Here is a 12,333-nt window from a genome sequence, read left to right on the forward strand (position 1 = left end):
CCGCCATCGCGAGCAGGCTCGCTCCCACAGTTGTTTTCGGGTGTCGCAAATTATTTCTGGCATAACACTTGCTCCTGCCTTGCCATGCAACCGTAAACCCCCGATTAGTGACGGATTATTGGCATGGCGAAGAGCGAAGCAGCAGCTGTAAAAGACCCCGCAACCAAAGGCAAGCTCAAGATGATCATCCTGATCGTCGTGGGTTTGCTCCTGGCGATCGGTGTGTCCGTGGGGGCGACCTGGTATTTCATGCACAGCGCTCAAAGCAAGCCTGCGGCGGCGGTCGAAGCTGCGCCGGTGGGCAAGCAGCCGGCGATTTTCGAGCCCATGGCACCGGCCTTCGTCGCCAACTACACCCAGAATGGCCGTCAACGCTACATGCAGGTCAGCATCACCTTGCTGGGGCGCAACCAGGCTGATCTGGAAGCGCTGCGGGTGCACATGCCGCTGATCCGCAACAATCTGGTGATGCTGTTCTCCGGACAGAATTTCGACACCCTCGCCACTCCCGTCGGCCAGGAAATGCTCCGTCAGAAAGCCACGGCCAGCGTGCAGGAAGTGGCGCAGAAGGAGCTCGGCAAAGTGGTGATCGAACAGTTGCTCTTCACTAACTTCGTATTGCAGTAGGAACCCGCCATGGCCGTGCAGGACCTGTTGTCCCAGGACGAAATCGACGCGTTGTTGCATGGTGTCGACGACGGCCTGGTGCAGACCGAAAACGCTGCTGAACCGGGCAGCGTCAAAAGCTACGACCTGACCAGCCAGGATCGCATCGTTCGCGGACGCATGCCGACCCTGGAAATGATCAACGAACGTTTCGCCCGTTACACCCGCATCAGCATGTTCAACATGCTGCGTCGTTCGGCCGATGTGGCGGTCGGTGGTGTGCAGGTGATGAAGTTCGGGGAATACGTGCACTCGCTGTATGTGCCCACCAGCCTCAACCTGGTGAAGATCAAGCCGTTGCGCGGCACCGCGTTGTTCATCCTCGATGCCAAGCTGGTATTCAAGCTGGTGGACAACTTCTTCGGCGGTGACGGTCGTCACGCCAAGATCGAGGGTCGAGAGTTCACCCCGACCGAGCTGCGGGTCGTGCGCATGGTGCTGGAGCAGGCTTTCGTCGACCTGAAGGAAGCCTGGCAGGCGATCATGGAAGTGAACTTCGAGTACATCAACTCGGAAGTGAACCCGGCCATGGCCAACATCGTCGGTCCGAGCGAAGCCATCGTGGTATCGACCTTCCACATCGAGCTCGATGGCGGCGGCGGGGACCTGCACGTGACCATGCCGTACTCGATGATCGAGCCGGTGCGCGAAATGCTCGACGCCGGTTTCCAATCCGATCTCGACGATCAGGACGAGCGCTGGATCAACGCCTTGCGCCAGGACGTGCTGGATGTCGACGTGCCGATCGGTGCGACGGTTGCCCGGCGCCAATTGCGCCTGCGGGACATCCTGCACATGCAGCCGGGGGACATCATTCCGGTCGAAATGCCGGAAGACATGATCATGCGTGCCAATGGCGTACCGGCCTTCAAGGTCAAGATGGGCTCTCACAAAGGCAACCTGGCGTTGCAGGTGATCGAGCCGATCGAACGCCGTTGAGCAAGGTCGAACGCTGTAGTTTGTAGCTGAATTTACGTTTTCAACTGATTTTTGCCCGCCGAGGACAAATGATGGCTAATGATATGAACAACCAGGACGACCAGTCGCTGGCTGACGAATGGGCTGCCGCCCTGGAAGAAGCCGGTGAAACCGGACAGGACGACATCGACGCCTTGTTGGCTGCGGACACCGGTGCTCATGCGTCCAATCGCCTGCAAATGGAAGAGTTTGGCAGCGTGCCGAAAAGCAATGAGCAGGTAACGCTGGACGGGCCGAACCTGGACGTGATTCTCGACATCCCCGTGTCGATTTCCATGGAAGTGGGGAGCACCGACATTAACATCCGCAACCTGCTGCAACTCAACCAGGGTTCGGTGATCGAGCTGGATCGCCTGGCGGGTGAACCGCTGGACGTACTGGTCAACGGCACCCTGATCGCCCATGGCGAAGTGGTGGTGGTCAACGAGAAGTTCGGCATTCGCCTGACGGACGTGATCAGCCCGAGCGAACGCATCAAGAAGCTGCGCTGAGTGAAAGGTCTTTTCGCTACCGCCCTGATGTTGCCATTCAGTGTCATGGCGGCCGAGCCCGCGAGCACCGCGGCCGCTGTGTCGACGGCCGGCAGTGGCCTGGCCGGTCAATTGGCGCAGTTGGTGCTCGGCCTGTTGCTGGTGCTAGGGGTGATCTTCCTGCTGGCCTGGCTGCTGCGGCGCGTGCAGCAGGCGGGCCCTACTGGCAAGGGCCAGGTCATCGACATCGTTGGCTCCCGTGCGCTCGGCCCGCGGGATCGGTTGGTGCTGGTGCAGGTCGGTAACGAGCAGATCCTGCTGGGCCTGAGTCCGGGCACCATTACTGCCTTGCATGTCCTCAAGGAGCCGGTGCAGGTGCCTGCCACCGACCAGGCGACCCCCGAGTTTGCCCAGCGCCTCATGGAACTGCTGGGTAAAGACCAGAAGGATAAGAAGTAATGCCGTTGCGCATTCTGTTGGCGTTGGCCCTGATGGTGGCCGCGCCGTTGGCGTTCGCCGCCGATCCGCTGTCGATTCCGGCCATCACCCTCGGTACCAATGCCCAAGGGGCCCAGGAATATTCGGTCAGCCTGCAGATTCTGCTGATCATGACCGCGCTGAGTTTCATCCCGGCGTTCGTCATGTTGATGACCAGTTTCACCCGGATCATCATCGTCTTTTCGATCCTGCGCCAGGCCCTGGGCTTGCAGCAGACGCCGTCGAACCAGATCCTCACCGGCATGGCGCTGTTCCTGACCATGTTCATCATGGCGCCGGTGTTCGACCGGGTGAACCAGGATGCGCTGCAACCTTACCTGGCGGAAAAGATCACCGCCCAGGACGCCGTGGCCAAGGCTGAAGTGCCGATCAAGGACTTCATGCTGGCCCAGACCCGCAGCAGCGACCTGGAGCTGTTCATGCGCCTGTCCAAGCGCACCGACATCCCCAGTGCCGATCAGGCACCGCTGACCATCCTGGTGCCGGCGTTCGTGACCTCCGAACTGAAAACTGCATTCCAGATCGGTTTCATGATTTTCATCCCGTTCCTGATTATCGACCTGGTGGTCGCCAGCGTGCTCATGGCGATGGGGATGATGATGCTGTCGCCGCTGATCATTTCGCTGCCGTTCAAGATCATGCTGTTCGTCCTGGTGGATGGCTGGGCCTTGATCATCGGCACCCTGGCGGGCAGTTTTGGCGGTGTTTAGACCATTTGCAGGTAGGGCGATATGACTCCTGAAGTAGCGGTAGACCTGTTCCGCGAGGCGCTCTGGTTGACGACCGTGATGGTCGCCATCCTGGTGATTCCCAGCCTGCTGGTGGGCCTGCTGGTGGCGATGTTCCAGGCCGCGACCCAGATCAACGAACAGACCCTCAGTTTCCTGCCACGTCTGCTGGTCATGCTGGTGACGCTGATCGTCTCCGGGCCCTGGCTGGTGCAGACCTTCATGGAATACATCCTGCGGCTGTACGGCAGTATTCCGCAGTTGATCGGCTGACCCGATGTCGATGCTCGCGCTGACAGACACCCAGATCGGCTCCTGGGTAGCGGCTTTCGTCTTGCCGTTGTTTCGCGTCACTGCCGTGTTGATGAGCATGCCCGTCTTCGGTACGACCCTGGTGCCGAGGCGCGTGCGCCTGTATTTCGCACTGGCAATCACAGTGGTCATCGCGCCCGGGTTGCCGCCGATGCCGCCGGTTCATGCCCTGGACCTCAGTGCATTGATGCTGGTGGCCGAGCAGATCCTCATCGGCACCTTGATGGGATTTTCGCTGCAACTGTTCTTCCAGGCGTTCGTGGTGGCCGGGCAAATCATTTCGATCCAGATGGGCATGGCTTTCGCGTCCATGATCGACCCCACGAACGGCGTGAACACGGCGGTGATCGGTCAGTTCCTGACAATGCTGGTGACGCTGCTGTTTCTCGCCATGAACGGACACCTGGTGGTATTCGAGGTGCTGACCGAGAGTTTCACCACGATGCCGGTGGGCAGTGCGCTGCTGGTCAATCATTTCTGGGAGGTTGCCGGCAAGCTGGGCTGGGTCCTGGGGGCGGCGATGGTGTTGGTGCTGCCTGCGATCACGGCATTGCTGGTGGTCAACATTGCATTTGGCGTGATGACCCGGGCGGCGCCGCAGCTGAACATTTTTTCCATCGGCTTTCCGCTGACCCTTGTGCTGGGCATGGTGATTTTCTGGGTCAGCCTGGGGGATATCCTCAATCAGTACCAGCCGCTGGCTACCCAGGCCTTGCAGCTGCTACGCGACATGGCACAGGCGCGCTGAACCATGGCCGAGAGCGAGAGTGGCCAGGACAAGACAGAAGACCCCACGGACAAGCGCAGGCGCGAATCCCGGGAGAAGGGCGAGATCGCGCGCTCCAAGGAGCTCAATACCCTTGTGGTGATGCTGGCGGGCGCTGGCGGGCTGCTGATCTATGGCGGTGGATTGGCCCTGGACCTGCTGGAAATCATGCGCCTGAATTTCTCCCTGCCCCGTGAGGTGCTGCTCAGTCCGGGCGCCATGGCGCAGTACCTGTTGCACTCGGGCAAGATCGCGATCATGGCGGTACAGCCGGTCCTGATCTTTTTGCTGCTGGCGGCTTTCCTTGGCCCGATTTCCCTGGGGGGATGGTTGTTCGCAGCGGGCAGTCTGGCCCCCAAGTTCAGTCGGATGAATCCGTTAGCGGGCCTCAAGCGCATGTTTTCCCCTTCGGCCCTGATGGAGCTGCTCAAGGCCTTCGGGAAATTTTTGCTGGTCCTGTCCGTGGCTTTGGCGGTGTTGTATTCGGACATTGACGATGTGCTGCGCATCGCCCATGAACCGTTGGAGCAGGCCATCATGCACAGCGTGCAATTGGTGGGGTGGAGCACCTTGTGGATGGCTTGCGGGCTGATCCTGATCGCAGCCATCGATGTCCCGATCCAGCTCTATCAGAGCAAGCAGAAGCTGATGATGACCAAGCAGGAGGTTCGCGACGAGTACAAGGAGCAGGAGGGCAAGCCGGAGGTCAAGCAGCGGATTCGCCAGTTGCAACATGAGGTGTCCCAGCGGCGGATGATGGCGGCGATCCCGACGGCCGATGTGGTCATCACCAACCCGACCCACTACGCCGTGGCGCTCAAGTACGACCCGGACAAAGGCAACGCTCCGGTGTTGCTGGCCAAGGGCAGCGATTTCCTGGCGCTGAAGATCCGAGAGATTGCCGTGGCCAATGAAGTGATGCTGCTGGAGTCACCCGCCCTGGCGCGGTCGATCTATTACTCCACCGAACTCGACCAGGAGATTCCTGGGGGGCTGTATCTGGCGGTGGCCCAGGTGCTTGCCTATGTCTACCAGATCCGCCAGCACCGCGCCGGCAAGGGCAAGCGTCCCGATCCGCTCAAGGATCTGCCGATCCCGCCGGATCTGCGCCGCGATCCAGAATAAGGTGTGCGCCAGGTCCTGCTGGTGACAGAACCTGTGGGAGCGAGCCTGCTCGCGATAGCGGCCTTTCAGTCAATTCCGTCATCGCTGAACTCCCGCTATCGCGAGCAGGCTCGCTCCCACAGGGTCCTTATTTCTGCTCCCGGGCTTGTATTTCCAGGTCTGGCAAAAGTTGGAAGGCTTCTTGCAATACCCCGTCTGCGCCTGTTTCGGGCGTCAAAAGTTTGCTTCACAGGAACGGGGAATTTTGGTGGATCGCTCTCAGTTACTCAGCACCGCGCGCAGCAACGTCGTAGACCTCAGCCGGGGCAATCTGGGCGTGCCGCTGTTGCTGCTGGTCATGCTCGCCATGATGATGCTGCCGGTGCCCCCGTTCCTGCTGGACGTGTTCTTCACGTTCAACATCGCCTTGTCGATCGTGGTGCTGCTGGTGTGCGTGTATGCCCTGCGCCCGCTGGATTTCGCCGTGTTCCCGACCATTCTGCTGGTGGCTACGCTCCTGCGTCTGGCGCTGAACGTGGCGTCCACCCGCGTGGTCATGCTCCACGGCCAGGAAGGCCACGCCGCCGCCGGTAAGGTGATCCAGGCCTTCGGTGAGGTGGTGATCGGCGGCAACTACGTGGTCGGTATCGTGGTCTTCGCCATTTTGATGATCATCAACTTCGTGGTGGTCACCAAGGGTGCCGGGCGTATTTCCGAGGTGAGCGCGCGTTTCACCCTCGACGCCATGCCCGGTAAGCAAATGGCAATCGACGCCGACCTCAATGCCGGCCTGATCGATCAGAGCCAGGCCAAGCTCCGTCGTCTGGAAGTGGCCCAGGAGGCCGAGTTCTACGGCTCCATGGACGGTGCGAGCAAGTTCGTGCGAGGTGACGCCATCGCCGGCCTGCTGATCCTGTTCATCAACCTGATCGGCGGCATTGCCGTCGGTATCCTCCAGCATCAGATGAGTTTCGGTGACGCAGGCAAGGTTTACGCCTTGCTGACCATCGGTGACGGTTTGGTGGCGCAATTGCCATCACTGTTGTTATCCACAGCCGCGGCGATCATGGTGACCCGTGCTTCGGGCTCCGAAGACATGGGCAAGCAGATCGGCCGGCAGATGTTCGCATCGCCCAAGGCCCTCGCCGTGGCTGCTGGGCTGATGGCGGTGATGGGCCTGGTCCCGGGGATGCCGCACATTTCCTTCCTGAGCATGGCGGCGGTAGCGGCAGGCGGCGCCTATCTGTTCTGGAAGAAGCAGAACGCGCAGAAGGTCCAGGCATTGCAAGAGGTCAAGCGCCAGCAGGAACTGCTGCCATCGCCGGCCCGTGCCCTGGAGACCAAAGAGCTGGGCTGGGACGACGTGACTCCTATCGACATGATTGGCCTGGAAGTCGGCTATCGTCTGATTCCGTTGGTGGATCGTAACCAGGGCGGCCAACTGTTGGCGCGGATCAAGGGCGTGCGCAAGAAGCTGTCCCAGGACCTGGGCTTCCTGATGCCCACCGTGCATATCCGCGACAACCTCGACCTGGCGCCTAGCGCCTATCGCCTGACGCTGATGGGGGTGATCCTGGCCGAAGCCGAGATCTATCCGGATCGCGAACTGGCGATCAACCCGGGTCAGGTCTATGGTTCGCTCAACGGCATTACCGCCAAGGATCCAGCTTTTGGCCTGGAAGCGGTGTGGATTGAAATCAGTCAGCGGGCCCAGGCCCAGTCCCTCGGTTACACCGTGGTGGACGCCAGTACGGTAGTTGCGACCCATTTGAACCAGATTTTGTACAAGCACTCCAGCGAGCTGATCGGCCACGAAGAAGTCCAGCAACTGCTGCAGGTGCTGGCCAAAGGCTCGCCGAAACTGGCCGAAGAGCTGGTGCCGGGCGTGGTTTCGTTGTCGCAGTTGCTCAAGATTTTGCAAGCGCTACTGGCCGAACAGGTGCCGGTACGCGACATCCGCAGTATTGCCGAAGCCATCGCCAACAACGCTTCCAAGAGTCAAGATACCGCCGCCATGGTGGCCGCGGTGCGGGTCGGCGTATCCCGTGCAATCGTCCAAAGCATTGTAGGCACTGAGTCGGAGCTGCCTGTGATCACGCTGGAGCCAAGGTTGGAACAGATATTGCTCAATAGTCTTCAGAAGGCAGGACAAGGCTCGGAAGAGGGTGTTCTGCTGGAGCCGAGCATGGCCGAGAAGCTGCAACGTTCGTTGATCGAGGCAGCCCAGCGGCAAGAGATGCAAGGCCAACCGGTGATCTTGCTGGTGGCGGGTCCGATTCGTGCGATGCTTTCGCGATTCGGTCGCCTCGCGGTCCCGGGGCTGCATGTGCTGGCGTACCAGGAAATTCCGGACAACAAGCAAGTGACCATTGTTGCGACAGTAGGGCCCAACGGCTGAGGTAGTGGGTTATGCAAGTGAAGCGTTTTTTCGCCGCCGATATGCGTCAGGCCATGAAACTGGTCCGTGACGAGCTGGGCGCCGAAGCAGCCATCATCGGCAACCGCCGGATCGCCGGTGGTGTCGAGCTGACGGCGGCCCTGGACTACAAGCTGTCTGCACTGGCCCCGCGGGTTCCGAACATGGAACTTGAGGATGAGCTGCGCAAGACCCAATCGCGCATCGCCAGCGCCCAGGCCGAATTGAGCCTGCGCAGCAGCGAAGGCGAGGCTGTCGCGGGCACCAATCGTCAATTGTTTGCCGGTCAGCCATTGACCGCAGGCCTGCCGCTGACCGCTGCCGAACCGCTGATCGAGCCGACCCCGGCCGAGCCGCGTCGTCCGGCGCCGGCTCCTGCCGCACCGGCTGCCGGTATCGACCCGCGTGCGCTGGACTCGATGCGTTTCGAACTCAACAGCCTGCGCGAACTGATGGAAGTCCAGCTCGGCTCCCTGGCCTGGAACCAACTGCAAGGCAGCCGTCCGGCCCAGGCCAATCTGTGGCGCCGCCTGCAACGCATCGGCCTGTCCGGCCCGCTGGCCCGCGACCTGCTGGCGCTGATCAACGATATCCACGAGCCTCGCCAGGCTTGGCGCATGTTGCTGGCGCATCTGGCGCGGATGATCGCCACGCCGGAAGTCGAGCCGTTGGAAGAGGGCGGGGTGATTGCCATGGTCGGCCCGGCCGGCATGGGCAAGACCACCACCCTGGCCAAGCTCGCCGCCCGCTATGTACTCAAGTACGGCGCCCAGAGCATTGCCCTGGTCAGCATGGACAGCTTCCGTATCGGCGCCCAGGAGCAACTCAAGACCCTGGGCCGGATTCTCAACGTGTCGGTGACCCATGTGGATCCGGGTCAATCCCTGGCCCAGGCGCTGGAGCCTCTGTTGCGCAAACGCGTCGTGCTGATCGATACCGCAGGCCTGCAAGCCAGCGATCCAGCCCTGCGCATGCAGCTTGAAAGCCTGGCCGGGCGTGGCATCAAGTCAAAAAATTATCTCGTGTTGGCAACCACCAGCCAGAAACAGGTTCTAACCGCCGCCTACCACAGCTACAAACGCTGCGGATTGGCCGGTTGCATCCTGACCAAGCTGGACGAAACGGCAAGCCTGGGCGAGGTCTTGAGCCTGGCGATCGGTCACGATCTGCCGGTGGCGTACCTGACGGATGGACCGCGGATCCCGGATGATTTGCATCTGCCGCGTCGCCACCAACTGGTCAGCCGTGCCGTGAGTGTGCAAATGCAGGACGAACCCAGCGAAGAAGCCATGGCTGATATGTTCGCTGATATCTACCACAGCCCGACCAAGCAGGTTGGCTGAGGTAATCATGAATATTTTTTGTACCTACATCGATGGTCTGCCAGGCAATGTTCCGTATGTGAACGCGCAGCCAGTAATGTGGCCTCCGTCTAAGTAAGACAGGTAAAGAACGAACATGGGCAGCATGCATCCCGTACAGGTGATCGCGGTGACCGGCGGCAAAGGTGGCGTCGGCAAGACTAACGTGTCAGTGAACTTGTCCCTGGCTCTGGCAGAGCTTGGCCGACGGGTCATGCTGCTGGACGCCGACCTGGGCCTGGCGAACGTGGACGTGCTGCTGGGGCTCACACCCAAACGCACGCTGGCGGACGTGATCGAAGGCCGCTGCGAACTGCGTGATGTGTTGTTGCAGGGGCCGGGCGGGATTCGTATCGTGCCGGCCGCCTCCGGCACCCAGAGCATGGTTCATCTGACCCCGGCCCAGCACGCCGGTCTCATCCAGGCATTCAGCGACATTGGCGACAACCTCGATGTGCTGGTGATCGACACGGCGGCGGGTATCGGTGATTCGGTCGTCAGTTTCGTGCGTGCCGCCCAGGAAGTGCTGCTGGTGGTCTGCGACGAGCCCACCTCCATCACCGACGCCTATGCCCTGATCAAGCTCTTGAACCGTGACTACGGCATGAACCGCTTCCGCGTCCTGGCCAACATGGCCCAGAGCCCGCAGGAAGGGCGCAACCTGTTCGCCAAGTTGACCAAGGTCACCGATCGCTTCCTGGACGTTGCCCTGCAATACGTCGGCGCCGTGCCGTACGACGAGAGCGTGCGCAAGGCTGTCCAGAAGCAACGTGCCGTCTATGAAGCTTTTCCCCGTTCCAAATGCGCGCTGGCATTCAAGGCGATCGCCCAGAAGGTCGATACCTGGCCACTGCCGGCCAACCCTCGTGGGCATCTGGAGTTTTTCGTCGAGCGTCTCGTGCAACAAACAGCAGGGCCCGTGTTATGACAGCCAGCGGTTACAACCACCTCTACAAAAAATCGGCACGGGACGCCCAGTACGAGTTGATCGAGCGTTACGCGCCCCTGGTCAAGCGCATCGCCTATCACTTGCTGGCGCGGTTGCCGGCCAGTGTCCAGGTTGAAGACCTGATCCAGGCGGGCATGATCGGACTGCTCGAAGTGGCGAACAAATACGACGCGAGCAAGGGCGCCAGTTTCGAGACGTACGCCGGCATTCGCATTCGTGGCGCGATGCTCGACGAAGTCCGCAAGGGCGACTGGGCACCCCGTTCGGTGCACCGTAATACCCGCATGGTCAGTGACGCCATTCGCGCTATCGAAGCGAAAACCGGGCGAGACGCTAAAGATCATGAGGTTGCGGCCGAACTCCAGTTGAGTCTCGATGATTATTACGGGATTTTGAACGATACCTTGGGCAGCCGCCTGTTCAGTTTCGACGACCTGTTGCAGGACGGCGATCATGAAGGGCTGCACGAGGATGGCGCGAGTACTCACATGGAGCCTGCGCGTGATCTGGAAGACGAACGTTTCCAGAGCGCGCTGGCCGATGCGATTGCCAATTTGCCGGAGCGTGAGCGACTGGTCTTGGCGCTGTACTACGACGAAGAGCTGAACCTCAAGGAAATCGGTGAAGTCCTGGGGGTCAGCGAATCGCGGGTCAGTCAGTTACACAGCCAGTGCGCCGCCCGTTTGCGGGGGCGTTTGGGGGAGTGGCGAGCGCGCTGACAATCGGTGCGGGGAGGTTGCGAGCAGGGTTTGCGTGGCACGTGTTGCGCAGTCTCGATCCGTTGTGTCCCGGGCCGTTGTCGAATGCTGTACCGGATTGATTGAAATGGCGCGTTCAGGTGCTGCACGCGTTTAAGACTGCTTGGAGGTCGAATTGGACAAGAACATGAAAATCCTCATTGTTGATGACTTTTCAACGATGCGGCGGATCATAAAAAACCTGTTGCGTGACCTTGGGTTCACCAACACGGTCGAGGCCGACGATGGCACTACTGCCATCCCGGTTCTCAACAGCGGGAGCATCGACTTTCTGGTGACTGACTGGAACATGCCTGGCATGACCGGTATCGATTTGCTGCGCCATGTGCGCGCCGATGAAAAACTCAAGCACCTCCCGGTGCTGATGGTCACCGCCGAAGCCAAGCGCGAGCAGATCATCGAAGCGGCCCAAGCCGGCGTGAACGGCTATGTGGTCAAACCCTTCACGGCCCAGGCGTTGAAAGAAAAGATCGAAAAGATCTTCGAACGCATCGGTTAACGGCGCCACGGGGGAGCTATGGAGAATAACGAAGCTTCAATGGGCGATTTCGAATCGACCCTTAAAAAACATGCCCGCGAACTGGTCGAAAGCCTTGAAAAAGGTCGTTTCGGCGATGCAGTCCAGATGATCCACGAGCTCAATCAGACCCGGGATCGTGGTCTGTACCAGGAAGTCGGCAAGCTCACCCGTGAATTGCACAGCGCGATCGTCAATTTCCAGATCGATCCGAACATGCCTCAGGCCGAAGAGGTCTCGCAGATTACTGATGCGACCGAGCGGCTGTCTTACGTGGTCAAGCTGACCGAGGCCGCCGCCAACCGCACCATGGATCTGGTGGAAAGCGCGACGCCGCTGGTCAATGGCCTGGGCGACGAAGCCCAGGCCTTGAGCGCCGACTGGGGCCGTTTCATGCGTCGTGAGGTCGGGGCGGAAGAATTCCGGGACCTGGCTCGTCGGGTTGACGGTTTTCTGACACGCAGCAGCGCCGATAACCGCGCGGTCGCAAGCAACCTCAACGATATTCTGCTGGCTCAGGACTATCAGGACCTGACCGGGCAGGTGATCAAGCGCGTCACCCAATTGGTTACCGAAGTCGAAAGCAATCTGCTCAAACTGGTGTTGATGGCCAGCCAGGTCGACCGCTTTGCGGGCATCGAACACGACCGTGAGGCGATGCTTGCTGAAAAAGATCCACAAAAACATCTCTCTCAGGGTGAAGGTCCGCAAATTCATGCCGATAAAAGAGAAGACGTTATGTCCGGTCAGGACGATGTGGACGATTTGCTGTCCAGCCTTGGATTTTAGCCCTGTTTTAGGAGCACCCCA

Annotated in this window: 14 protein-coding genes; all 14 read left to right on the forward strand. The window is 60.3% G+C overall.

Annotated features, from left to right (window positions below):
• Positions 1 to 123 precede the first annotated feature (123 nt).
• The 14 genes from fliL to PCOSP_RS08495 all read left to right on the forward strand — a co-directional run bounded on the left by fliL (position 124) and on the right by PCOSP_RS08495 (position 12,312).
• Positions 124 to 627 (forward strand): flagellar basal body-associated protein FliL, encoded by a 504-nt coding sequence (fliL, locus tag PCOSP_RS08430; protein ID WP_175362441.1) that lies wholly within the window; start codon positions 124 to 126, stop codon positions 625 to 627.
• A gap of 9 nt (positions 628 to 636) precedes the next feature.
• Positions 637 to 1,605, forward strand: a complete 969-nt coding sequence (fliM, locus tag PCOSP_RS08435; protein WP_003184019.1) for a flagellar motor switch protein FliM — start codon at positions 637 to 639, stop codon at positions 1,603 to 1,605.
• 71 nt (positions 1,606 to 1,676) lie between these two features.
• Positions 1,677 to 2,135 (forward strand): flagellar motor switch protein FliN, encoded by a 459-nt coding sequence (fliN, locus tag PCOSP_RS08440; protein ID WP_041020352.1) that lies wholly within the window; start codon positions 1,677 to 1,679, stop codon positions 2,133 to 2,135.
• A 27-nt stretch (positions 2,136 to 2,162) separates the two neighbouring features.
• A complete protein-coding gene (fliO, locus tag PCOSP_RS08445; RefSeq protein WP_139647316.1) occupies positions 2,163 to 2,573 on the forward strand; it encodes a flagellar biosynthetic protein FliO in 411 nt (136 codons plus the stop codon).
• Positions 2,573 to 3,322, forward strand: a complete 750-nt coding sequence (gene fliP, locus PCOSP_RS08450) for a flagellar type III secretion system pore protein FliP (RefSeq protein ID WP_139647214.1) — start codon at positions 2,573 to 2,575, stop codon at positions 3,320 to 3,322. Before fliO ends, fliP begins: the two co-directional genes overlap by 1 nt.
• A 21-nt stretch (positions 3,323 to 3,343) precedes the next feature.
• On the forward strand, positions 3,344 to 3,613 hold the full coding sequence (gene fliQ / locus PCOSP_RS08455; protein WP_139647212.1) for a flagellar biosynthesis protein FliQ: 270 nt from the start codon (positions 3,344 to 3,346) through the stop codon (positions 3,611 to 3,613).
• A gap of 4 nt (positions 3,614 to 3,617) precedes the next feature.
• Entirely contained in the window at positions 3,618 to 4,400 is a 783-nt protein-coding gene (fliR, locus tag PCOSP_RS08460) for a flagellar biosynthetic protein FliR (RefSeq protein ID WP_139647210.1), read from the forward strand.
• A 3-nt stretch (positions 4,401 to 4,403) separates the two neighbouring features.
• Positions 4,404 to 5,543 carry a flagellar biosynthesis protein FlhB gene (gene flhB, locus PCOSP_RS08465; RefSeq protein ID WP_139647208.1) on the forward strand — a complete coding sequence of 380 codons (1,140 nt, stop codon included), beginning with the start codon at positions 4,404 to 4,406 and terminating at the stop codon, positions 5,541 to 5,543.
• A gap of 247 nt (positions 5,544 to 5,790) precedes the next feature.
• Positions 5,791 to 7,920, forward strand: coding sequence for a flagellar biosynthesis protein FlhA (flhA, locus tag PCOSP_RS08470; RefSeq protein ID WP_139647206.1), 2,130 nt, complete (start codon positions 5,791 to 5,793; stop codon positions 7,918 to 7,920).
• Positions 7,921 to 7,931: 11 nt separating this feature from the next.
• Complete coding sequence (gene flhF, locus PCOSP_RS08475; protein ID WP_139647204.1) at positions 7,932 to 9,281, forward strand: flagellar biosynthesis protein FlhF; 1,350 nt, start codon at positions 7,932 to 7,934, stop codon at positions 9,279 to 9,281.
• A gap of 115 nt (positions 9,282 to 9,396) precedes the next feature.
• Complete coding sequence (gene fleN / locus PCOSP_RS08480) at positions 9,397 to 10,227, forward strand: flagellar synthesis regulator FleN (RefSeq protein ID WP_003184001.1); 831 nt, start codon at positions 9,397 to 9,399, stop codon at positions 10,225 to 10,227.
• Positions 10,224 to 10,967 (forward strand): RNA polymerase sigma factor FliA, encoded by a 744-nt coding sequence (gene fliA / locus PCOSP_RS08485; RefSeq protein ID WP_024778673.1) that lies wholly within the window; start codon positions 10,224 to 10,226, stop codon positions 10,965 to 10,967. Before fleN ends, fliA begins: the two co-directional genes overlap by 4 nt.
• Before the next feature lie 166 nt (positions 10,968 to 11,133).
• Positions 11,134 to 11,505 (forward strand): chemotaxis response regulator CheY, encoded by a 372-nt coding sequence (locus PCOSP_RS08490; protein WP_003183998.1) that lies wholly within the window; start codon positions 11,134 to 11,136, stop codon positions 11,503 to 11,505.
• An 18-nt stretch (positions 11,506 to 11,523) separates the two neighbouring features.
• Entirely contained in the window at positions 11,524 to 12,312 is a 789-nt protein-coding gene (locus PCOSP_RS08495; RefSeq protein ID WP_139647203.1) for a protein phosphatase CheZ, read from the forward strand.
• Positions 12,313 to 12,333 lie beyond the last annotated feature (21 nt).

It is taken from the genome of Pseudomonas sp. MAFF 730105 (assembly GCF_055380705.1).